The sequence below is a fragment of the Maridesulfovibrio bastinii DSM 16055 genome (assembly GCF_000429985.1).
GTDB lineage: Bacteria > Desulfobacterota > Desulfovibrionia > Desulfovibrionales > Desulfovibrionaceae > Maridesulfovibrio > Maridesulfovibrio bastinii.
The window spans coordinates 22,194-45,743 of record NZ_AUCX01000010.1 but is presented as its reverse complement, the minus strand read 5'-3'; the positions used below and the strand labels follow the sequence as shown (position 1 = coordinate 45,743).

The following is a 23,550-nucleotide window of genomic DNA, read 5'->3' as shown; positions in this document are numbered from 1 at the left end:
TATGTCAGCTAAAAATTGATAATGTTAAAGTTGTAAACCATAATTATAAAATAACACTGGAAACAGTATGTGCTGAATATGCCATAAGTTGTCTGCTGTTTTTGTAAAAATGGAATTTTATCAAACAGATGTGCTGTGTAGAAAAATGTTGTTGATATTCATTTATTAAGAAAATGTTAAAATACGTTAAAATCTGCACTGAATTTATTCTTGTGCTAAAAAATATCGCCTTGATAAAATTAAATTTTATTTATATTCTAAATGAATAAAGAATTGGTTCTTTGTGTACAGTTGTTGCTGTAAGTCCTTCTAAAATTGATATGTTTTTTAATGATGCAAAGAATCTCAGAGTGACTGGATTTTAGTCCTGATCCCTGCCGGGAAGGGCACCGCTAAGAAAAAGTGAGATACACTGCCGGAAGTGGGCAATACGGTTTTCAGTTTTATCCCAGCTGAATCCACCTATGGCGTCAAAGATAACTGCTCCTGTAAGCATATCCATCAGCATTTGTGCTGCGCTGGCAGTATTCTCAATTGACAGTTTACCTTGTTCACATTGCCGGTCCAGCCACTCAGTTAATTGAATCCTGTTTTTAATACCGCCGTGTGTTTTGAGAATTTCGCGCAGATTGGGGTGCTGCAGGGATTCAGTATTTGCCGTGCGAATGAAGGAGGCCCTTATTTCATATGCCTGCTGATCAAGTTCAATCATAAAAATTTTAGCCAGAGCTTCTTCTATGGGGAGTTCATCGCAGTCGCTGCTCAGGTCAATCATGCGCATTCTGTGTGATTCCACTACCGCTGCGAAGAGGTCTATTTTACCCGGAAAGAGTCTGTATAGCGTCTGCTTGGATATTTTGCATTGTGCGGCAATTTCGTCGGTAGAAGTCTTTCCATACCCGTTGTGAATGAATAATTCTTCTGCTTTGGCAACAATATCGGCCCGTCTTTTTTCATCCGACATCACCTTGGTACGGCCGCGTCTGGCATGTTTAGTTGTGTCGCTCATGTTAACTCCTTTTCACATTTTTTTACAATTGCCCGTATTGACACCAAAGCTTGAGGCAAATAAGAGTACTGCCAAGTACCGTAATTAATGCTCTTGCGAGGGTCAAGGAGGATCACATTGAAGATCACCAAAATTTATAAGAATGGATCTAAGTCGTCGCGGAAGGCCGTAACGACAGGAATTATAGCTTTGTTATTCCTGATGGTTTTAGGCGGCCTCGCAGGTTGCGACGAAAAAAAAGAAGACAAAAAAACTGAACGTCCGCCTGTTGAAGTGGGCGTTATAAAACTGCATAAGCAGCCTGTAAACCTCACCGCTGAACTGCCGGGCAGAACAACGGCATCAGTCATTGCTGACGTTAGACCGCAGGTTGACGGCATTATTCTGGAGCGTCTCTTCCGCGAAGGAAGTGAAGTCAAGGCCGGTGACGTTCTATATAAAATAGATCCCTCAACATACAAGGCCGAATATGACAGTGCCGTGGCTGCGCTTCGTCAGGCTGAGGCTGAACTGCCAAGCGCCCGCAGCAAGGCTATGCGTGACGCAAAGCTCATAAAGCACAAAGCGGTCAGCTCACAGGACTATGAAGATGCTAAAGCCGCATACGAAGCAGCCAAGGCAGCGGTGTCTTCTGCAAAGGCAAGAAGGCAGACTGCCCGCATCAATCTTGATCACACTGACATTAAGGCTCCTATAAGCGGCAGAATCGCAAAATCGTCCCTTACTCAGGGTGCCCTTGTGACTGCTAATCAGGCGACGCCACTTACAACTATTCGTTGTCTCGATCCCATAAATGTTGACCTCACCCAGTCCAGCACGAGTTTTCTGAACCTGAGACAGGAAATCGCTTCCGGGCGTATCCAGATATCAGGATCTGCTATAAAGGTAAAACTTCGTCTTGAAAACGGAAGTCTGTATCCCATTGAAGGTATTCTTAAATTTGCGGAAGCTAACGTAGATGAAGACACCGGAACATATATAATGAGGGCAGAATTCCCTAATCCGGATCGTCTGCTTCTTCCCGGCATGTATGTGCGGGCTATTATCACCGAAGGTGTTGTTACCGATGCTTTCCTTGTTCCGCAGATGGCTGTGAGCAGAAATACCAGAGGTGAGCCTATTGCCATGTTCGTTAATAAAGAAGGTAAAGTAGAACAGAGAACTCTTACTGTTCGCAGAGACCTCGGCAATAACTGGCTTGTCGAATCCGGTGTGAATGAAGGTGACATGGTAATCGTTAAAGGATTGCAGTTCATCAGTGCCGGAGCACCTGTCAGAACCAAAGAAATGGTTGTCATTGATGAAACCGGACAGATCAGACCAAAGGAACAGGCCGGAAACATGGATTCTTCGGCTAAAGGCTCTGTAAAAGCCCAAGTAAATAAAGGATAGGCTCCCATGTCCGAATTTTTTATTAATCGCCCCATCTTTGCATGGGTCATAGCAATAGTAATCATGCTTGCCGGACTTCTGGCGCTGAATACTCTATCTATATCGCAGTATCCTGACATTGCTCCGACAACGGTCAGAATTACCAGTACCTATCCCGGTGCTGATGCGAAAACTGTTGAAAACTCGGTCACCAAAGTTATTGAACAGGGCATGACCGGACTTGATAATCTTGACTATATGACCTCGACATCAGAGTCCACAGGTCGTTCTGAAATATCAATTACTTTCACCAACGCTGCAAACTCCGATGTAGCCCAGATGCAGGTTCAGAATAAACTGCAGCAGGTTACAGCCCAGTTGCCTGATATTGTTCAGACAAACGGACTCAGTGTTACCAAGTCTTCAACCAGCTTTCTGATGGTTATAGGTTTTGTTTCAACTGACGGAAGAATGTCATCTGTTGACATCGCTGACTTTGTAGACAGTTCATTGAACGATACTTTGAAACGTGTTGAAGGTGTTGGTGATACAAGGCTTTTTGCTTCGGCTTATGCCATGCGTGTCTGGCTCAATCCTGATATGCTTGCCAAGTATTCACTTATGCCCGGTGACGTTGCCAGAGCTGTTGAAGCTCAGAACACCCAGATTTCAGCTGGACAGCTCGGCGGTCTGCCTGCCCATAAAGGACAGCAGTTTCAGGCTACTATTACCGCCAGAAGCAGACTTCAGACTCCTGAGCAGTTTCGTAATGTAATTATTAAAAGTGCTAAAGACGGTTCTCTGGTGCGCATAAAAGACGTCGCCCGGGTAGAGCTTGGTGCTGAAAGTTATACTACAAGTGGTACATATAACGGGAAACCCGCTGCTGGTCTTGCCATTCAGCTGGCAACCGGGGCAAACGCCATTAAGACCGCTGAGTCCGTTGAAGCTGCTCTTCAGAAACTCCAGCCGATTTTCCCAGAAGGTGTTGACGTTGTATATCCTTACGACACAACCCCGTTTGTAAAACTTTCTATCCATGATGTTATTGAAACCCTGATTGAAGCCATTATTCTGGTCTTCATTGTTATGCTGCTCTTTTTGCAGAACATCAGGGCGACTTTTATTCCGACCATTGCTGTTCCGGTTGTTTTGCTGGGAACTTTCGCCGTGCTGTCAATAGCCGGATATTCGCTCAATACTCTGACCATGTTCGCGATGGTTCTGGCCATCGGTCTGCTGGTTGATGACGCCATTGTCGTTGTTGAAAACGTTGAGCGTGTTATGGAAGAAGACGGACTGTCGCCGAAAGAGGCCACGCGGAAGTCAATGAAAGAAATTTCCGGTGCTCTTGTCGGTATTGCGACGGTACTTTCGGCAGTTTTTATTCCTATGGCATTCTTCGGTGGGTCTGTAGGTGTTATTTACCGGCAGTTTTCGGTAACCATTGTTTCGGCGATGATTCTTTCCGTGCTTGTTGCACTTATCCTGACACCTGCACTTTGTGCCACACTGCTTAAAACCCCGGCTGAATCAGGGGCTAAAAACAGATTTTTCAACTGGTTCAACAGAGTCTTCGACCGCGGAACTCTGGCATACAGAAACGGTACGGAGTGGATTGTCCGCAGAGTCGGACGTTTCATGGTTATCTTTCTGATTCTTGCCAGTGTCATGGTCTGGCTTTTCGTTAAACTGCCCAGTTCCTTCCTGCCTATGGAAGATCAGGGTATTCTGTTCTCAATGGTACAGCTTCCTGTTGGTGCTCCGCAGGAACGGACCATAGAAGTTCTTGATAACATCAGTAATTATTTCAGAACAAAAGAAAAAGATGCTGTTGAAGGTGTCTTCACCACTGTAGGTTTCAGTTTCAGTGGAGCCGGACAGAATGTCGGTATCGCTTTTATCCGCCTGAAACCCTTTGAGGAGCGTCAGTCTCCCGGACTGTCTGCTCAGGCGGTTGCCGGAAGATCAATGGCTGCATTTTCCCAGATGAAAGAAGCCATGATTTTTACTCTTGCTCCTCCGGCTATTCATGGTATCGGTAACTCAAACGGTTTTGACTTTTATCTGCAGGATATCAATGGGGCAGGGCATGAAAAGCTCATGCAGGTCAGAAACCAGATGCTTGGCATGGCCGCACAGAGTCCTCTGCTGATGAATACCCGTCCTAACGGGCAGGAAGATGAACCACAGTATCATATTGACGTAAATGAGGCCAAAGCCAGTGCGCTCGGTCTTGATTTCTCGGATATCAATACCACACTCTCCACTGCATGGGGTAGTGACTATGTAAACGACTTCATTGACAGGGGACGCGTAAAACCCGTTTACCTTCAGGGAGACAGCATGTTCCGCATGCAGCCCAGTGATGTAGGTCGCTGGTATGTGCGTAACAACGCAGGAACAATGGTACCGTTTACTTCTTTTGCTTCCGGTCGCTGGGCCTATAACTCTCCGCGTCTTGAAAGGTTCAACGGTGCATCCGCTGTTGAAATTCAGGGTGAAGCCGCTCCGGGAGTAAGTTCCGGTGACGCAATGAATAAAATGGAGAGTATTGTTTCCCAGTTGCCCAGAGGCTTTAACCTGCAGTGGGCCGGTCTATCAGCTCAGGAAAAATTATCAGGAAGTCAGTCAGGACCATTGTATGCCCTGTCACTGCTGGTTGTGTTCCTGTGTCTGGCTGCACTGTATGAAAGCTGGTCTATCCCGTTTGCGGTTATCCTAGCTGTTCCGATCGGTATTTTCGGAGCACTTGCAGCGGCAACTCTTTTTGGACAGACTAACGACGTTTATTTTAAGGTCGGGTTGCTGACTACTATCGGTCTGACAGCAAAGAATGCTATTCTTATTATCGAATTTGCTGTTGCCGAGCAGGAGGCCGGGCTGGGTGTTCTCGAAGCGACCCTGCTGGCTGCAAAGCAGAGGCTGCGTCCGATTCTTATGACCTCGTTTGCTTTCATACTCGGTGTTCTGCCGCTTGCGGTTGCATCCGGTGCAGGCTCGGGAGCCCAGAACTCCGTCGGTATCGGCGTTATGGGTGGTATGATTTCGGCAACTATCATTGGTATATTTTTTATTCCATTGCTATATGTTGCCCTGCGAAAAGTTTTCAAATTCAAACCTCAGCATCCTGATGCGGGTTAGTCGTAGCAGACCGGAGTTAATACAAAAAATGTCAGTTAAAGGTAAAAGCTCAGCAGTTATGAAAAAAAGTTCATCGGAATCTTCTTCCCGTTCATTTGCGGGAGTTCTGCTGATCAGTGCCGTAATGGCTCTGATGCTGTCCGGATGTGCTGTCGGACCTGATTATCATCAACCTCATCTGGATCTTCCCGGGCAGTGGAATGCGACTCAGACGTCGCTGGACAATGCCACTGATCCGGAAGTTGAAAATGCTACGGAACCGGTTGAGTCACCACGGCTTGAAGACCTCAAAAAATGGTGGACTTCACTTGGAGACCCCATCCTTGATAAGCTGATTGATGATGCCGTTAAAGGCAATCTTGATGTTGCTTCAGCTCAGGCCAGAGTCCGTGAAGCCAGAGGCACATACCGTCAGGCTGGCGGTTCGCTGCTGCCTCAGGTTGATGGCGGGGCTTCAGCTATAAGGACTGGGTACGGTAAGAAATCTTCTCAGTCTATGAATGGTAAAAGTAACTACTTTACCACTTTTCAGGCCGGCTTTGATGCCAGCTGGGAACTGGATTTCTTTGGTAAAAATAGACGTATACTGGAAAGTGCCAAATACGGCCTTGATGCGGCAAATGAAGATCTGAGATCAACTCTGCTCACTCTTATAGGTGATATTGCTATCAATTATGTGCGAGCCAGAGGATATCAGACCAGAATTGCTCTTGCTAGAAATACAGCATCGTCACAGCGTGAAACAGCTAGATTGACCCGTGAGAAATTCCTCGTCGGTTCTTCCTCAGCTGTTGATATGGATAGAGCGGAAGCTGACGTCAACACGACTGAAGCGGATATACCTGATTTTGAAACCTCATATTATCAGGCTGTTCACAGGTTGGGAATTTTGCTGGGCCAGCCACCGGCAACGCTTTTGAAAGTAATGCACGAACCGGCACCAATTCCTGTTCCTAAAAGGGAACTTCCCGTAGGTGTTCCGGCCAATATACTTTTGAACCGTCCTGATGTTCGTATGGCTGAACGTCAGCTCGCTGAATATACTGCCAATATCGGGGCTGCGGAAGCTCTTCGTTATCCTTCGATTTCATTGACAGGCAGCATAAACACTTCAACTACCAAATTTGATAATGTGTTTGATTCTTCAACCATAGGCTGGGCTATCGGACCTACGCTGACCATCCCCATTTTCAATGGCGGACAGCTTAAAGCCGGAGTTGATATTGCTGTTGCACAAAGAGATCAGTCTTATTACGCATACAAGGCCGTAGTCCTTTCAGCTCTTGAAGATGTGGAAAATTATACAATTGCAATGTCCAGAGCCAAAAGAAAATTGAAAAGCCTTTCTAAAGCTGCACGCAATTACCGTGAAGCAACAAAGCTTTCAAGACTGCTTTACCGCAACGGTGCAATCGCAATTCTTGATGTTCTTGACTCCGAACGGTCATTGTATTCAGCAGAGGATAACTTCGTGTTGAGCAAAATAGCTATAACCGAAAGTTATATCTCGCTGGCAAAAGCTCTTGGCGGCGGCTGGGATAAAGCTCTGGATTCAGGCAAGCCTCTTGAGTTTGACGAGAAAGGCGTGCTGAAAAAAGTTTCAGCTGAAAAAGCCAGTGTTGAAAAGAAAAAATAAATCTGAATCAGACTGTTTCTAATAGAAAATGTAAGAACGGCCCGAGTTTTATTCGGGCCGTTTTTTATTGATATTGCGGATGCTGAACTTAAAAAGGTCGTTGTGCTCGTGTAAAATTATCTGAGCTTATGCTAAGTTTGTTATGATTTAAAAAGAAATATCCTTCCGTTTTAGTATGGCATGAGTGTTGCTACTTTAAAGATCACTTTTAAATTTGTCCTGAAATGTAATAAAAACTTAATCTAGTTCCATAAGTTGAGTTTGTAGGGATATATTTGTGCAAAAACATGCAGTCATATTTGTGCAGAATGTGCAGCATCGTGCAAAAAATTATGAGTTTTACAGGAGTGTTGAGTGGCGAAAAACAGGAAAGCTGTAAAAGGTAAGAATAATACTGTTACCATAGTTTCGGCGGTGGTTATTGCCCTTGTTGTGGGCCTTTATTTTGGCGTGGCGGTTATTCCGGCGGTAAAGGACAGCTCCACTGAAGAAAGAGTAAGTCGCAAAGGTAATGACATGTCAGGCAGGATTTCCGAAGCTAAAGCAAGGGTTGAGCAGGAACCCGGATCAGCAGCCTTGTGGGCAAAGCTTGGAGACCTCTATTTTGATAGCGGACAGCATTATGAAGCAATTGATGCCTATAAGGCTTCACTGGCCATTGAACCTGAAAACTCGCATGTGCTGACTGATTTGGGCGTTATGTATCGCCGTACAGATCGCCCGAAGCTGGCCGTAGAATGCTTTGATAAAGCAATAGAAGCTTCGGCAGACAACTACACTCCATATTTTAATAAAGGTATTGTTCTTTATTATGATCTCCATGATAAGGATGCCGCAATTAAAAGCTGGCAGCAGCTTCTGGACCGGAATCCAGATGCCAGAACTCCCAGCGGTAAGCCTTTAAGACAAATGATTCAGGAACTCTCCTGAATATAAATATATAGGTCCCCTTTGACGTTGAATTAAAGTGGGGAAAAACGGCTCTCAAGCTAACTTGGGAGCCGTTTTTTATTGATCATGCATAATAATCGTAATTGAATAAAATATAGTCAGTTTTTAGATTCAATGCCGTATTTTTTGATTTTGTTATCAAGGGTGGTGCGGGTAATATTTAGTATCCTCGCGGCTTCACTTTTATTCCAGCCCGTTTCTGCAAGAGTTTCGCGGATAGCTATTTTTTCTATCTCATAAAGGGGTTTGCCTCCAACATGGCTTGAAGCTTCACTACCAGCTTCTACAGCCGGTTTTTCATTATCTTCAAGACCATCAACTATTGTCGGTGGAAGGTCTTTTTCAGAGATATATTCTCCGGCAGTCAGGATAACGGCACGTTCAACAGCATTTTCAAGTTCACGGACATTTCCGGGCCATTTATAGTGGTTGAGTTTGTCCATTGCTCCCGGAGTAAAGCCTTTTATTTTCTTGCGGTTGCGTTCTGCAAATTTTGATAGAAAGAAACTTGCCAGCAGTGGAATATCCTCCGGGCGATCAGCCAGTGCCGGTATTTTTAAACTGACAACATTCAAACGGTAGTAGAGGTCCTCCCTGAAATTTCCTTTGCGGGCTTCTTCCTGCAAATCCCTGTTGGTCGCTGCAATTATACGCACATCCACCTTTAGAATTTCGTCACTTCCAACCCGCTGAATTTCTCCTTCCTGCAATGCTCTGAGCAGTTTGGACTGCATCGGCATGGGAATCTCCCCGACTTCATCGAGAAAAAGAGTTCCGTGATCGGCCTGAACAAATCTGCCGTCACGTTTTTTATCCGCCCCGGTGAAAGAACCTTTTTCGTGACCGAAAAGTTCTGACTCCAGCAGTGTATCCGTCAGGGCTGCACAGTTGACGGTGACCAGTTTTGCGTTTTTGCGGTTGCTTTCGGAATGTATGGCTTTGGCGAAGAGTTCTTTTCCTGTTCCACTTTCTCCAAGTATGAGCACTGTGGCCTCGGTTTCGGCAACTGTTTTGACCATTTCCAGCAGTTTTTTTACCGGCTCACTCCGACCTATAATACCGGAAGCGCCTTCTTTGGAGATTCTTTCTTTAAGATTTTTATTTTCTTCAATCAGGTTCATGTGCTCAAGGGCGCGCTCAAGAGTAAGTTTTAATTCATCAAAATTTAGCGGTTTAGTCAGGTAATCGTAAGCACCGATCTTCATAGCCTCCACAGCGGTATCTACAGAAGAGTAGGCCGTCATAATAATTACCGGTATGGAAGGATTGATTTCTTTAATTCTGCTCAAAGCTTCTATTCCGCCGACTTTAGCCATGCGGACATCCATTAAGATTGCGTCATAAGGATTTTCGGCGACGCTTTGTATTGCATCTGAACCATCCTCAACTCCGAATGGTTTGTGGCCCCATCCTGAGATGATTGTGCAGAGCATGGAAAGATGAGCTTTGTCATCGTCAACAACAAGAATATCAGCACCCATTTTATTTTTCCCTGTTATCAGTGGTTAATGGAATGGTTATTTTAAATGTGGTCCCCTCGGGTCCTGTTTTTTCAATTTCAATGCGGCCATCGTGTGCTTCAACTATTTTTTGCACGATTGCCAGCCCCAAGCCAGTCCCGGATGGTTTAGTTGTATAGTAGGGGTTGAAAATCCTGCCGAGATCGCCTTCCGGCAATCCCTGACCTGTATCACTGACCGCAATGAAAAGCTGATCGTCCTTCTGTTCTGTGGAGACACTCAGTGTTCCACCATCGGGCATAGCCTGAATTGCGTTAACATAGAGGTTGATCAGGGTCTGTGCCAGACGGTCGGGATCGACTTTTACCTTTGATACATTGCCGTCCTGATGCGTTTCAATTTTGACCGAGGCTGACTGGGCTTCCTGTCTCACAAGCCGCAGGGAGGATTCTATTAATGCGGCTACCTCTGTTTCTTTTATTTTCAGGTCTGCTGGTCTGGCCATTTCCAATAGTTCGGAAATTACTCTGTTGAGCCTGTCCACCTCGGAAGTCATCACTTCGGAAGCTTTGCGGTTTTCACTGCCTTCAGGGAAAAGCGAACCGAAGTAAGTTGCATAACCTTTAATTGAACTAAGCGGATTGCGGACTTCGTGGGCAACTCCTGCTGCAAGCTGACCGATAGTTGCCAGTTTATCGGCTTTGCGGATACGGTTTTGCAGTCTGCGAACTTCGGTCATATCACGGATCATGTACATCATCCCTATGGATTCATTCTCCGAAGTTACTATGCTGCTGATATTGATAGATACCGGGAATTCCCGATTTGAAAGGGCCTTAAGGTTCATCTCTCTGTTTATTATGGGAGTTCCTTCGCCCATGACCTTTTCACCAAGTTCAACAATCTTTTGAGGGAGAATTTCGGCTGCAGTTCTGCCGGGCCTGAAAACATCTCTGGCAAGCATTTGTCTTGCCGCTGGGTTGATAAAGATGACTTCACCCTGTTGTGAGCAGGCAATGATTGCTTCCGGGAGATTCTCAACAATTTCCTCAGTGATGGCTCTGCTGTCCTGCAAAAGTTTACGGGATCGCAGGTGGCTGTTCATCCAGAAAAGTGACACAAATCCACCCAGCCCGAGCAGCAGTAGAGTCCCGGACATTGTCATGGTCATTGAAATATCTTCACTCACAGCTTTTTTAAAAGGCTGGAGGTCCATCCCGATGAAAATTATATTTTTATTTTGGGAAGAGGAAATATTGCTTTTGTTTGACTGCCATCTGTGACCGGGGAAAAAACCGTTTCGGTCCCACCTGCCGCGTCCTCGCATCATGCCCATATGATGCATTGATTCTCTCTGGTTGTGGCTTACAGTATTTGATTTAACAGGGGTAAAATTTTTGTAGACTTCAAATGCTCCACTTTTATCCGGTCTGATTATCCGCCATTTGGTAGTATTTGAAGCTTTCAGTCTTTTCAGCGCCAGAGCTGGTAGAAGCTTTTTGCCGATAAGATTTTTATGGCTTGAGGCCAGCACAATTCCTTTCTCGTCCACAATGGTAATGTAAAGAATGTCTGGAAGTTCGGAAGTTTCGTCAATGAGACGTTGAATGTCTGCTTCCTGCCCCATCCAGCCCATCATTCCTGTTCTTGTTGCCGCTTCAAAAGATCTGATTAGTGCGGTTCCTTTTTCACTTAATATTTTCACCGTGTATTTTTTGCCGTGGCTGTAATTCATAACAGCCAGAGTAAGGATAACCACGACCAGTATCGCGCTGGCACCGATAATTATCCACGGTGAAACATTTCCCAGATATGACTTTATTTTTTGCTTCATTTTTTTCTCGGTAGTCAAAAGAGCTGTTGTCTAATTTTTAGACAATTGTCTTTTACGTGTGTCTATTTTTTAAACATCTGCTTAATTTTTAAGCAAGCTTTCCTTTATCGTTTAAAAGGCTATTCCTTGTATTAAAGTATGTTATTCCAGTATATTAAATAGTGTAGACAGTGCTTGGCATCACTCTTGCCTTATACCATGCAAAAGGCGTTCAAACTTAAAAAAATATGGAGATAAAAAATGAAGAAGATCTTTATCGCACTCGCATTGGTTCTGGCAGCCGGTTTTGCTTTTAACTCAAACAGTGCTCTTGCATGGGGACATGGTCAGGGACACGGACAGGGAATGCACAACGGCTACATGATGAATGGCAACGGTCATGGAAATATGATGAATGGTAATGGTCGCGGATATATGATGAATGGTTCTAACGCGGCAATGTACAATAGCCCTGAGTATAAGAAGTTTATGAAGGAGACTCGTGATCTCCGCACCTCGCTTCGCGGTGACCGGGCAGAAATGAGAGCTATCATGGCAGGAACCAATCCTGACTCCAAGCGTGTAAGAGCTCTTGCAGAAGATATCAGCAGAAAGGAAGCCCAGCTCGCTGACAAGGCAGAAAGCAGTAACCTCCCAGTTATGCCGATGGGTCGCGGTGCAGGCTTTAATTGCCCCGGTTACGGACCGCGCAGGTAAGTATCTTACTCAGGGAGGGGCAGCCCTCCCTGAGTAGAATTTGAATCACAAAATTATAAAATCCGGAGAAGATATGTTTACAGGCGGATGGAATGGATTTTGTCCTAACGGTTTTCAGGGAGGTTATATGCATGGCGGTTTTATGGGCGGTGGACTCATGGGTGGAGGAGGTTTTGTGGGCTTGATTTTTAATATTCTAATTATCGCTCTGGTAGCTTATCTGATTTTTAAGCTGGTTCAGAATCTGAATAATAACAATGTGCAGCGCAATGAAGGAACAAGCCGCAGCAATCGTGTTGATACAGGCGAGATTTTGAGAGAGAGGTTTGCCAGAGGTGATATCAGTGAAGAAGAATACCTCAGGAAAAAGGATATTCTCGGAAATTGAAACAAATTATCAGACTAAAAATATGAAAGCCTTTTGCAGTAAAATTGAACCGATCCGGATCTAGCCATTGAACCGGGGGTTATCATGAGCAATATTGATCTTTCCAAAGCAACTCGTAAGTCTTTTGAAAATTATATAAAGACTGATCTACAGGAAAATTATCTCTATGTTCCCAAGCTCTATGCAAAATGGTTTACTGAATTAAGTAAGGGAAAATATTCTCATAAAAAACAGAAATAAGTATCTACCCCTGCCTTCAAGTTACTTGATGGCAGGGGCTTTTGGTTCAGTATTGATTTTATTTACAGCCTGCTGTGCTGCCCTTAAATTTAAAACAACTTAATTAAGGCCAGCCTTAATCAGCTGCTGATTTTACGAAGTCCAGAGGGTCGACATACCACGGTTCTGTTTCCACTTTTTCCTGAAAGATGATCCGGTCCTGTGGAACGGCTTTCGGCACTGCGGAATTGCTGCCGAACATGATCCCGTCTTTATCGCAATCGGTCGGAGGGTCATAAGGGTTTTGAGGATGCATATTCCTAAGCAGTCTGTAATGCTTCGAGTTGGTGTAGTGAATAGGGATGTAGGCATTGTTGCCCGTTTTTTTGGCCCTGCTGTAGTTCATGTAATTTACGGCTTTTTCGCTCATCCAGTATGAACGCCTGATGCCGTCAAAACATCTGAAGGTTGAGACCGGAAGGCGGGCTTCCTGAAGAAAGAGCATAGGTGTGCTCATATCAGTCATATCATACCCGGCCAGATATTTTTTGTAACCTTCAATGTCCGTTCCTTCCGGCATGATCAGAGTCCAGTCTCCAAGCTCAGAAAAAACTGGTTTACGGAAAAAAGGTTTGTAACCGGACACTACTTTTTCAGCTATTTTAAAGTCGGCAGCAGTATCGATATCAATACATTCTTCAACATCTGCATATATTTTTCTGACCCTTTCAGTGTTGGTCATGCCTGCTTTGGCCCAGAGTTCACCAATCATATTGCGCTGGTAAAACATATATGTGGAAATGTTATTTGCAGCAAAAAAAGGCTGCATCTGAAAAAACAGTCCCACTCCGTCATCCTTGGGGTAGTAATAATCCATAGAACAGTTTTCATCTGCCCTTACTGAGATAACCCGCCAGGCATAACCGGAATACAAGGCTCTTACCGCATCATGGATTTTTTCTTTTTTTCTGAAAGGGTATGTCGGCATGAAAAGTCCGAACCATTCAATATCAAGTCTATTTTCAAGGTAGTGAGCCTGAACCGCGTCAAGACTGGAGTCATCACCGGCCAGCTCTTCCGGGCGCATCAGTATTTTGACTTCTTTCTCCGAATAAATATTGCGTACAACATCTGCCACTTCTTCTGATTCGGTTGAGACGGTGATGTCATCAAAAATATCCGCTTCCAGCAGCGGGTCTATGCTCCAGCAGAGCAGGGGTTTACCGCCGAGGTTTAGGATATTTTTTTTGCGCAGACGTTTGGACCCTATTCTGGCCGGAATAAGCGCGCCTAATTTCATGGTCTGGTCCCTATTGTTTTTTAGTCAGTTCGAAATTTATAAATTCAATATTGTTCCAGCCCCAGGGGATACTCTTATCCAGAGTAAAATCATCTCCGACCAGTTTCAAAATTTTTTCTTCATCATACCACTCGGCCCACGGTGTTCCTTCCCCGTCTGTGCTTATTCCGAAATTTTCAAAAGCAGGTTTTCCGGCATGCTCCCATCTTGCTTTCGGGTACATCAGAAAAACAGCTTTGGCCCCCGGCTCAAGATATTTTGATATATTAGCCATCTGTCTGGATGCGATATCAAAAGGTATGTGGTGGAGAACTCCATGAGCATAAAATCCGTTGAAAGATTTTTTGAAATCATGGGAATCGATATCTTCAAGGAGTTGGGTCGAAATGTTTTCTGAGCCTGTGAGTGCGGCCATACGGGCAACAAAATCAATGTTCACCTGAAGTATATCCGCACAGGTCCATGATGCTGCTTTTTTAGACATTGTCAGTGCATCATAGCCAAGACCGCTGCCTACCTCCAGCACCTCACGCCCTGAAAACATTTTGCCGTAGCGTTCATGCTCCCAGCCTCTTTCTCTGTCCCATAAAGTACGGAATGAATTGTAGGCCGTTGCAAGTTCATCGTCTTCAAGCGCGTAGAGATCGGAAACATTTCTGCGCCATTCACCGGCAGGGAGTGTTTTCCATTTCTCAAGATTATGTTTCAGGATGTCATTACTCATCAGATTTTCCATTTTCAGGCTTCTCAGTCTGTCCGTCACTGTTTAAACATTCATCAGGAGTCTGGTAATCACGGGTTGGTAACTGATATTTGAATTTATATCTTTCAGCACCGCTGAAACTGCTGAGAGTTGCGTTCTGTAGATGTTCAGGGGCTATTTTCTGGGTGGCCATTTCGTAAACGCCGCAGTTGAAAGCCCATTTGGCATATTTGTCAGGTGAAGCTCCAGGCTTAAGCGGATGGCTGAACTCATGCTCAATGTGCAGCATGTGATAGATGTCGGGCGGAATCAGCACCCTTTTCCAGCCCATGTGTGCGGCATTTACAAGAATGAACGAATCCATTGATCCGGCAGTAAGCAGGAACGGCGGAAAGGGAATGAAATTTTTACGGGCTTCAGTGGCGCGCATTGCAAAAATATCAAGGGCGGTCCACTCTTCCGGGACAGACTCGGAAAAGGCCGTTTCAAAGTCTTTTGCAGATTCAAGCTGTCTGCTGAATTCCCAGTTATGACGCGGCAGACTGAATAAGGTGGAGTGGTCAACATTATTTTGAATCCATTCCAGAATTCCGGGTCCGAGAACAATATCTCCGTTTATATAAACAAAAATTTCAGTATCACAGTCCATCAGGCAGGTTTCAAACATTGCCTTGAAGCTGCGCTGCGGGCCGGAGAAAAGATAATGCCGCACCCAGGGTACAACCACGGTTTCATATCCGTGCCGGGAAGCGTAGCTTGCTGTGGAAACTTCTGAAGGCCAGCAGACAAATTTTATTTTGAGTCCTTCGACTCCCTGCCATTTAAGTCCGTTCAACACAGCCGTATTTTTTTCAATCCATTCGCCTTCAAAAGGGCGAAAACCGACATAAACAGTAATATCTCTGTTTCCGGGGCTGACTTTCATATTTAAAGCTCCTTTATTTGTTTTTTACGGCCTTAACGCCCATAAACCATCCCGCGTTGTCAGCTCCTGCAATTCTGGTCCAGAACCCTGAAAAAGGAACTTTGCGGTCGTAACAGGTAAGAAATTTTTGTATATTTTGTATTTCAAGAGGAAAGCTTTGGAAAAGTTCTTTGATTTCTTTTTCCGTAAAAGCCTGTGTCCCTTTGTTTTCCATGTGGTTGGCCAGAACATTTTTGAGGCTCATCCAAGGCCTTAATTTGAGCAGGGCCATCTGCCACCAGCGATAAAAAGCGACCAGAGAGTGGCGGTTGTAGACCATGACTTTTAATTCCCCGCCCGGTTTTGTGACTCTAACCAGTTCTGAAAGGGCTTTTTTCGGTGAGGGTGTGTGATGGATGACCCCCCAGGAATAAACAAGGTCAAAACTGTTATCGGGGTAGGGCAGGTTCTCACAATCCGCCTGTTGCAGCTCTTCGGCTTGTAGTCCATATATTTTAAGACGCTCAGAGGTCTGGATTATGGCTGATTCTGTCAGGTCTATTCCGTATGCTCTGGCCCCGCAGCGAACCCATTGCAGAAAATCCGTTCCCGCTCCTACTCCGGCTTCAAGTACTTTTTTACCATGATAACGGCTGAACTGGGCAAAGGCCTGAATTTCCGGCTCCTGTGAGTATTTGTACTCTTCCATTGCAGCAAAATATTCGGAAGTGAGTGGTTCACCCCCGGCTTCTTTGGAACAGCATACGGTTTTATTCCAGTAATCGTATCCGTTGCGATGGTATTTCAGATCAATGTTCATCCGAAAAGTCCCTTATTTCCACAGATTCAGAACTGTGGCTCCCTTACAAAGCAGCCTGTGCCATGATGTATCGAAGAATTCGGGCCACGGGGTAAGTATCGCCGCTACATCAGCTCCGGTAACGCATTCTGCAAGGCTCTGACAGGTTTCCCACGGACCGTGTTCTTTTGCGAGCGGATCATAAACCTTAACTTTTAAACCGCGGTGTTCTGAGAGCTTTAAAGCTATCTCCAGAGCCTGTGATCTTTCTGTTAAATAGGTTTGCGGTTTATAAGCCTGTCCAAGCAGGGCTACGGTTCCGTTTTCAGGTGACAGGCTGATGATTTTATCCGTCACAATTCCCGGCTGGGCATTGTTGATGTCAACCACGGCCTGCTGGAGTCCGGAAAATCCTCCGGCCTGTCTGGTGAAATTTATAAAAGCTTCATTATCTCTTGGAAAGCATGGTCCGCCGAATCCCAGACCGGGTAGAATATATTTGCCGCCGATTCGGGAGTCGTGGCCTATAATTTCGGTTATGTCGCCGGCATCAGCCCCTGCAACTTTTTCACAGATTGAGGCGAGATTATTGGCAAAACTTATTTTCATGGTGCAGTAACAGTTGATGGAAAGTTTTGCTATTTCCGCATTGATGAGAGAGGTGCGGCCAACATGAGGGCTATTGTCGCAGACAGCGGAATACATTTCTTCAAGAGCCTGACCGGTCTGTGGATCTGATTCTCCGATAAGCAGCAGATCAGGGTTAAGAAAATTCTTTAAGACACTGCCGATAGCTATAAATTCAGGATTGTAGGCCAGCCCGATCTCTTCAGCTACTTTTTTCCCGGTAATTTTCTCAAGCAGAGGTTTGAAAATATTGTCACATGATCCGGGCATAACTGTAGAAACGATATCAACAACGTGAAATGTTTTTTTAGCCGCAAGGGTTGGTCCCATGGATTTGAGAGCATTGATCAGATATTCGTTGCTGAAAGCTCCGTCTTCCTGTGACGGAGTCGGGACTATCAGCAGTGAGATATCACTTTTGGCAACAGCCTCGCTGATGTCTGTTGTCAGGTGCAGATTCTCTCTGTATTTTAAGAGATTTTCTTCAAGCTCTGATTCGTAAAAAGGAATTTCGCCATTTTTAATAAGGGCGACATAATCTTTTTTTAAATCCATGCCCCATGTTTCAAAACCAGCACGGGCGCAGCAGACAGCTGTGCAGAGACCGAGTTTTCCAAGGCCGATTACTGAAATTTTCATGTTTATGCTTCCCTTTTACTTTTCAGCCATTCTCTGGCTCTTTCCGCACAGATTATGCTCTCCCGCATAAGATTGCGGTGCCCGTTGTCACGCCATGATGCCGGTTCGTCAGGATTGTCAGGATCATGCTTTCTAAGGCCGTACAGAACCCGGTTGAGATGCTGAAATTTTGCTCCACTCATGGCAAAACGCAGGAACATATCGTAGTCATTGGCATTTCTATAATCAGTATCGTAATAACCACACTTAAGATGAAGATCTCTGCGGTAAAGTCGGCAGACTCCAAGGTGAAACCAGTCTGCAAGGCATTTTTCAAATGAGTATTCCGGTTTTGAAAGGCGTTGAAGAATTCTTCCAGCGTCATCAACAACAAAGGTGTCGGCATAAACAACATCAAGCCCGGAATTCTTTTCAAAAACATCCACCATCGCGGAAATCGCATGGGGAAAGAAATAATCATCGCCCACAAGATACATGCAGAATTCACCCTCGGCGGCCTTGAATCCTTCATTGTATGAGGCTGTTCCGCCAATATTCTCCTGACTTTCAATTACTTTTACCGTTCGTGTTGCGGGGTAGCGGAGTTCATGCTTTCGGAGCAGGGTTTTGCTGCCGTCGTCACTCATCCGTTCAAGGTAACTGACCTTTTCGGATTCAATTGAATTTATAAAATCTGCGATTATTCGGGATGTGTTATCGGTTGAACCGTGATTGCAGATAATGAGCTCTATATTCGGGTATTCCTGAAACATCACGCTATCAAGCGCAGTTGGAAGATAGCGGGCCTGATTGTATGATGGGACAACAATGCTTACCAGAGGTTTTGTCAAATTGAGGCTCCTGTGCGGCCTAAATAAATTTATACGTCATGCTGTCATTTTCAATGACATGCTCAAATATCTGGTTGTGCGGCTGATAGGTGCAGCGAGGGCAGTCCGAAAGTTTAATCCTGTCGTAAATATCCCAATGTCCTGTCGATCCCCATGCCTTTTCAACATCAGTGAAAGACTTCATTTCCTGCGGAAACTCAAGCCGTTCGTCTCCGCGCCTGTCACAGCATAGTCCGGTGCGGAAAAGCTCATCCTTATTTTCTGCCGGAGGCATAAAAACAGCAGTCATGAAAATTGCGTGGCAGGAAGAGAATATGTTTGATTTGTTGAGATTGCTGTCGAACTTATGGGTTATTCCGAAAACATTGAATTTGGAGGTTTCAAGTTCCCTTGCGCAATTCAACTGCTGAGCCAGTGTTGCACGGGTTTCGGAATTAAACATGTTTTCACTGCTGCTTTGCAGTTTATCCCATGAGAGTCCTGCCGGACGGAGATGAAAGTTTTTACATCCTGTTGCCCGTGCGGCCTTGGCTCCCTTGTAGACGTCGGCAATGTTGCCGCTGTGCAGCAGATACTTGTAGCTGACCCCGTATCCCGGACGGTTCATGCCCAGCGTGCAGTCATGTTTTGAAATATAGCTGTTGAGCAGTTTCAGATTTTCGACCACTTTTTCAAAGCGGTTTTTGCCTTTTAGACGCTCAAAGGTTTCCGGTGTTCCGGCATCTACTGAAACTCCCACCCATGTACACAGGGCCAGTTCTTCCAGAAATTCGTGGATACGGGTTCCGTTGGTGACAATACCGACTTCTATACCATTTTTAACAAGGGATTTGATGAATCTGCCTGTTGCAGGGTGCAGCAGGGGTTCTCCTCCACCGGCAATGCAGACAGCTTCAACCCCGCCCGGCCATTCTGGATGTCCCTTCCATTTTGCCATGCCTTCGGAAAGCTCCAGCAGTCCTCTCTCTGAAATTCTGTTGCGCCTGTTTTGCAGAATATGTTCGGCGTTGCACCACGTGCAGGACAGGTTGCAGCTGTTTATAGGGTCAACAGTAACCAGAGCCGGCTGTGGTATAGGCTGCCCGCGCTTTATAAGTCTCCAGCGGTAGACCTGTGAGAGAAGTTTATAACTGTTGAAGGGGTTCCACTTTCTGTCTGCGGACCATTCATGTATCTGGTTGGAGTTTTCCAATTTCACAACCTCTCTGCTGCCATGAAGTTACCGGTCTTTATGATGTTTTTGCCGAGCATTGATTATATTTGTTTACAGGTTTCCAAGTTGGAAAACCAGATGTTGATATTCAAATGATACAAACAGGTTATTGTCTGAATTCCGGCTCAGGTCAAGTCTTCCGGCCGCTTTGAATCTTATCCAGCTTAACCATGGCTGCCTTGCTGAGTCTCATCCATGTCAGCTGATATTTTTCAGGAAATGAACCGGATAAATTTTCCGCTAGAATAAAACATGCAAAAAAAAGACCGTTGGAAAATCTTTCCGGGCGTGCTTCCGCTGGTATTGTACGGTTGTCAATTCTCGGAATAAAGTGCTAAATTGGAAACAAATCGGCGTTGTCAAAAACTGTTTTATTAAAGGAGTCTTTTCGATGAAAAAAGTTATTGCTCTCTTCTTCTGTATACTGCTTGCAGCTTCAGTTTCCGTCGCATTCAGTGCTGATTCTGCAACACTCTATAAAACTAAATGTTCCGGATGCCACGGCATAGACGGCACCAAACATACCGGTGGCATTGCTCTTGCCGGACTAGATTCTTCCAGTGCTCTGGAAAAGATGAACGGCTATCTTGATGGTTCATACGGCGGAAAAGCTAAAGGTATGATGACCAGAATTCTGAAAAAACTTGACGCAAGCGAAATTCCCGGTCTTGCTGAACATATCGGAACTTTTAAATAAGTCCGGCTCGTAACGTATGTTTTCCCCTGCATTGGCTAAACTTTGCAGGGGATTTTTATCCTTTGGGATGTGTCGGTGTTAATGCGGGGTTTTCCTTGTGGAAAAAGTGAATAGTGAAAGAGTCTGTCAGCTGGGATTCGGGCCTGAAGGTAACGGTCCGGTTGTTTACTGGATGTGTCGTGATCAGCGTCTGGAAGATAACTGGGCTCTTTTATATGCAAGGGAAGAGGCTCTTAAAAAAAGGGTTCCACTTGAAATAGTTTTCTGCCTCGCTCCACGCTTTCTTTCCGCCGGAGCCAGACAATATCATTTTATGCTCAGCGGACTGAAAGAGCTTGAAGAAAAAGCGCGTAATCTGAATATCGGATTCAGGGTTCTTTGTGGCGAACCGGATAAAAAGATAGCTGACTACTGCCTTGAACAATCGTGTTCAACCCTGATTGTTGATTTTTTCCCTCTACGAATTTTCAATAACTGGGTGAAATCTCTATGCAGTGAATTTAACGGCAGTATCTATGAGGTTGATGCCCATAATATTGTGCCTTGCAGGGTTGCTTCACCTAAGCAGGAATATGCCGCCAGAACCATCCGGCCGAAAATACATAAGAGGCTTCCGGAATTTTTAGAAGATTATCCCAAGCTTGAACATTATCCGTACCCGCCGGAAGAAGCAGCGAAAAATGATTGGGATGAAATTTACCGTTATGCCGGTATTTACGGGACCGAACCATCCATTGATTTGATTCAGCCCGGTTGTGATGCTGCTTGTGAGAGACTTGAAAAATTTTTGTCTTCCGGGATTAAAATTTATGACAAGGGACGCAATGATCCCAATGAAGACGCTCAATCCGGTCTTTCTCCATATCTTCATTTTGGTCAGATTTCGTCCCAGCGAGTGGCTTATGAAGCCGCAAGATGCAAAAATCCCGGTGAAGGGAATGTGGAAGCTTTTATTGAAGAACTCGTAGTTAGAAGGGAGCTTACTGATAATTTTTGTTTTTATAATTCGTGGTATGACAGTTTTGAAGGTGTTGCGGAGTGGGCCCGTAAAACCCTTGATGATCATCGTCAGGACAAAAGAGTTTATGTTTATGACACAGAGGCTTTTGAAAACGCTTCAACTCATTCCGAACTGTGGAATGCCGCCCAGACTGAGCTGTTGAAAACCGGAAAAATGCACGGTTATATGCGAATGTACTGGGCAAAAAAAATACTCGAATGGTCCGAAAGCCCCGAGAAAGCCCTTGAAACAGCTGTTTACCTCAATGACCGCTATAGTCTTGATGGACGCGATCCCAATGGATATGTCGGGATTCTCTGGTCTTTGGGCGGCCTGCATGACCGTGGCTGGACCGAGCGGGAAATATACGGAAAAATCAGATATATGAATGAGCGCGGTTGTCGCCGTAAATTCAGTGTCGACAAATATATAATGACCTGGCTCGGCATGAAGCTCGGGTAGCCGATTTCTTATGGCAGAGACTTTTTAGCGGTCTTGATGCCGTTCGTTTCTGGAATTGAAGTGGCTAATTTTAATTATTTTTTGAAAAATCTTTCTCTCCAGCCTACAACAGTGACCTTCTCCAGAAATTTTTTGGTGCGAGGTTCACTTTGATCTTTAAGTTCAGAACATGGCGGTTCAGTCCCGGCCGGTTCTGAACAGGAATGTCCTCTTTTGGCGTATCTGGTAAATCGTTCAGCGTGTTCAGCGGAAAACTTCACCGCCTGCGCTCCTGAATGAAAAACAGATTTTGCCGCACTTGATGCTGTATGTCCGGCAGTTTTCGTCACTGTCTTGAGGTAACCTCCGGTAATTTTTCTGGTTGCTTCAACCGCAATGCCCAGCAGATTTTTTCCTGCCTCAGCCATTACTTTTCTGCGGTATGCCGCATCCCTCTGCTTTATTTCATAATTGAAGTAGTCTCTGGTCATAATGCCTATTCTGAGGGCCAGAAAAGCGTTCGCCGAACCATCAAGCAGAGAGCTTGTGATTATGGATGTTATTCCACTTGCTCCGGGAATCATACCGAGAGCCGAGCTTGCCAGAACCGGAGACATAATTGAATCTATCTGGGCCTGAATATCCATTTCTTCTATTGCCCCGGCAAAAAAGGTCGTGGCGGCTACATTGCTGTATAAAGCTATCATGTCGGAAGCACTGCTGCGCTGATTGTATATTTTTGAAATATCCCAGACCAGTTTACCAAGAATTGCGAAAACAATTATGGAATCAAGTTTGCCGTTTTGCGACAGGGCAGTGGTTATAAAAATTTTTGAGGCTGTTTTGCGGGTTTTTCTGGAAGCTTTTTCATCAAGCAGAGCGAAAGCTGCTTCCATATCGTCAGCGTTGCGTATTTTGATTTTTTCAGCTTTTAAAATTTTATTTCGGCGGAGCCTCTTTTTTAATTTCTTATAAAATGCACGCTGTTCTGCCGGAGTATGATTTTCGGGAAGCCTCAGCGGGGCAGGGCGGATGAAAAAAATTACTACCGGGGTTACACAGAATAACAGGTATAGCCCGCTCAGCCCGTATAAAACAAAGTTACGGCTTTGCGGATAAAAATTACCGGCAAGATCGGCAAGCCCGGTAAACTGGTTGAACATGAAGATGCTGAAAACAAAAAGGAAGAATATGCAAAGTGCCACAGCTACCCGGAAAAGGACTCTACTCATGACAGTCTCCTATGGAAAATTGAAACATACATTTCCGCTGTGATCGTGTAAACCTGTATGGCTGACATGCTGGCAGTACAATTCTGTCCCGTGGATTCTGATTTCTGAATATTTTTATGATAACTTACTGTTTTGTATTAATGTTACTATATCGGAATAGATTGTTTTAAGTGTCTTATTTGTCATATTTGTAGATTGATTGAACTCTTCTGAATCACAATGAAGTAAAGAGTCATGCTGATTTTGGGAGTTAAGCATATTTTTGGGTATGATAGCTGATAATTTATAACTTAACTGGTTAGTTTTGTTTGCTATTTATTTAGTGCGCTCAAAAAGAATTATTTTTTGTATAGAAATTACAATAATGTAAAAGAAGACATAAAATACAATGCAACACTTTTGAAGTGATACAAAATTGTTAAAATAGTTAATGTAAGAATATTTTTGTCTTCCTAAT

Annotated in this window: 20 protein-coding genes; 9 read left to right on the top strand and 11 right to left on the bottom strand. The window is 44.7% G+C overall.

The annotated features are described in order from the left end of the window. Nucleotides 1-361: 361 nt before the first annotated feature. Complete coding sequence (locus G496_RS0105755) at nt 362-1,009, bottom strand: TetR/AcrR family transcriptional regulator (RefSeq protein WP_027178442.1); 648 nt, start codon at nt 1,007-1,009, stop codon at nt 362-364. Nucleotides 1,010-1,126: 117 nt separating this feature from the next. Here G496_RS0105755 and G496_RS0105750 point away from each other — a divergent pair, with 117 nt between their 5' ends. The 4 genes from G496_RS0105750 to G496_RS0105735 all read left to right on the top strand — a co-directional run bounded on the left by G496_RS0105750 (nt 1,127) and on the right by G496_RS0105735 (nt 8,090). Continuing rightward, nucleotides 1,127-2,401 (top strand): efflux RND transporter periplasmic adaptor subunit, encoded by a 1,275-nt coding sequence (locus G496_RS0105750; RefSeq protein WP_027178441.1) that lies wholly within the window; start codon nt 1,127-1,129, stop codon nt 2,399-2,401. Nucleotides 2,402-2,407: 6 nt separating this feature from the next. Continuing rightward, on the top strand, nt 2,408-5,524 hold the full coding sequence (locus G496_RS18965; protein WP_034632525.1) for an efflux RND transporter permease subunit: 3,117 nt from the start codon (nt 2,408-2,410) through the stop codon (nt 5,522-5,524). A gap of 28 nt (nt 5,525-5,552) precedes the next feature. Next, nucleotides 5,553-7,160, top strand: coding sequence for an efflux transporter outer membrane subunit (locus tag G496_RS0105740; protein ID WP_211233830.1), 1,608 nt, complete (start codon nt 5,553-5,555; stop codon nt 7,158-7,160). A gap of 354 nt (nt 7,161-7,514) precedes the next feature. Next, nucleotides 7,515-8,090, top strand: a complete 576-nt coding sequence (locus tag G496_RS0105735) for a tetratricopeptide repeat protein (protein WP_034632523.1) — start codon at nt 7,515-7,517, stop codon at nt 8,088-8,090. A gap of 119 nt (nt 8,091-8,209) precedes the next feature. On the opposite strand, the gene G496_RS0105730 is transcribed toward G496_RS0105735, so the two are convergent. Together G496_RS0105730 and G496_RS0105725 are read right to left on the bottom strand one after the other, a co-directional pair. Next, nucleotides 8,210-9,592 carry a sigma-54-dependent transcriptional regulator gene (locus G496_RS0105730; RefSeq protein WP_027178438.1) on the bottom strand — a complete coding sequence of 461 codons (1,383 nt, stop codon included), beginning with the start codon at nt 9,590-9,592 and terminating at the stop codon, nt 8,210-8,212. Nucleotide 9,593: 1 nt separating this feature from the next. Next, nucleotides 9,594-11,405 carry an ATP-binding protein gene (locus tag G496_RS0105725; RefSeq protein ID WP_027178437.1) on the bottom strand — a complete coding sequence of 604 codons (1,812 nt, stop codon included), beginning with the start codon at nt 11,403-11,405 and terminating at the stop codon, nt 9,594-9,596. Between the two features lie 240 nt (nt 11,406-11,645). Between G496_RS0105725 and G496_RS0105720 the strand changes: the two genes are divergently transcribed. From G496_RS0105720 to G496_RS21075, 3 genes are all read left to right on the top strand, one after another. After that, nucleotides 11,646-12,101, top strand: coding sequence for a Spy/CpxP family protein refolding chaperone (locus tag G496_RS0105720; protein WP_027178436.1), 456 nt, complete (start codon nt 11,646-11,648; stop codon nt 12,099-12,101). A 73-nt stretch (nt 12,102-12,174) separates the two neighbouring features. Further along, nucleotides 12,175-12,489, top strand: coding sequence for an SHOCT domain-containing protein (locus tag G496_RS0105715; protein ID WP_051294859.1), 315 nt, complete (start codon nt 12,175-12,177; stop codon nt 12,487-12,489). 84 nt (nt 12,490-12,573) lie between these two features. Continuing rightward, nucleotides 12,574-12,729, top strand: coding sequence for a hypothetical protein (locus tag G496_RS21075; protein ID WP_156900601.1), 156 nt, complete (start codon nt 12,574-12,576; stop codon nt 12,727-12,729). A 115-nt stretch (nt 12,730-12,844) separates the two neighbouring features. On the opposite strand, the gene G496_RS20465 is transcribed toward G496_RS21075, so the two are convergent. From G496_RS20465 to G496_RS0105675, 7 genes are read right to left on the bottom strand one after another with little or no spacing between them, the layout of a single operon-like run. Continuing rightward, nucleotides 12,845-14,008, bottom strand: a complete 1,164-nt coding sequence (locus G496_RS20465) for a cytidylyltransferase domain-containing protein (RefSeq protein ID WP_051294858.1) — start codon at nt 14,006-14,008, stop codon at nt 12,845-12,847. Nucleotides 14,009-14,018: 10 nt separating this feature from the next. Further along, a complete protein-coding gene (locus G496_RS0105700) occupies nt 14,019-14,732 on the bottom strand; it encodes a class I SAM-dependent methyltransferase (RefSeq protein ID WP_027178434.1) in 714 nt (237 codons plus the stop codon). Continuing rightward, nucleotides 14,725-15,636 carry a hypothetical protein gene (locus G496_RS0105695; protein WP_027178433.1) on the bottom strand — a complete coding sequence of 304 codons (912 nt, stop codon included), beginning with the start codon at nt 15,634-15,636 and terminating at the stop codon, nt 14,725-14,727. Before G496_RS0105695 ends, G496_RS0105700 begins: the two co-directional genes overlap by 8 nt. A gap of 13 nt (nt 15,637-15,649) precedes the next feature. Then, nucleotides 15,650-16,435: a class I SAM-dependent methyltransferase gene (locus tag G496_RS18955; protein WP_051294857.1), complete on the bottom strand. Its 786-nt coding sequence runs from the start codon at nt 16,433-16,435 to the stop codon at nt 15,650-15,652. A 12-nt stretch (nt 16,436-16,447) separates the two neighbouring features. Further along, on the bottom strand, nt 16,448-17,680 hold the full coding sequence (locus G496_RS18950) for a nucleotide sugar dehydrogenase (RefSeq protein WP_051294856.1): 1,233 nt from the start codon (nt 17,678-17,680) through the stop codon (nt 16,448-16,450). 2 nt (nt 17,681-17,682) lie between these two features. Beyond that, nucleotides 17,683-18,510, bottom strand: a complete 828-nt coding sequence (locus tag G496_RS0105680) for a glycosyltransferase (protein WP_027178432.1) — start codon at nt 18,508-18,510, stop codon at nt 17,683-17,685. A gap of 19 nt (nt 18,511-18,529) precedes the next feature. Next, nucleotides 18,530-19,708 (bottom strand): radical SAM protein, encoded by a 1,179-nt coding sequence (locus tag G496_RS0105675; RefSeq protein WP_027178431.1) that lies wholly within the window; start codon nt 19,706-19,708, stop codon nt 18,530-18,532. A 406-nt stretch (nt 19,709-20,114) separates the two neighbouring features. On the opposite strand from G496_RS0105675, the gene G496_RS0105670 reads away from it, so the two are divergent. Together G496_RS0105670 and G496_RS0105665 are read left to right on the top strand one after the other, a co-directional pair. Further along, entirely contained in the window at nt 20,115-20,420 is a 306-nt protein-coding gene (locus tag G496_RS0105670) for a c-type cytochrome (protein WP_027178430.1), read from the top strand. A gap of 97 nt (nt 20,421-20,517) precedes the next feature. Continuing rightward, on the top strand, nt 20,518-21,882 hold the full coding sequence (locus G496_RS0105665) for a deoxyribodipyrimidine photo-lyase (protein ID WP_034632519.1): 1,365 nt from the start codon (nt 20,518-20,520) through the stop codon (nt 21,880-21,882). Nucleotides 21,883-21,956: 74 nt separating this feature from the next. On the opposite strand, the gene G496_RS18945 is transcribed toward G496_RS0105665, so the two are convergent. Next, entirely contained in the window at nt 21,957-23,093 is a 1,137-nt protein-coding gene (locus G496_RS18945) for a DUF697 domain-containing protein (RefSeq protein WP_051294855.1), read from the bottom strand. Nucleotides 23,094-23,550: the final 457 nt, after the last annotated feature.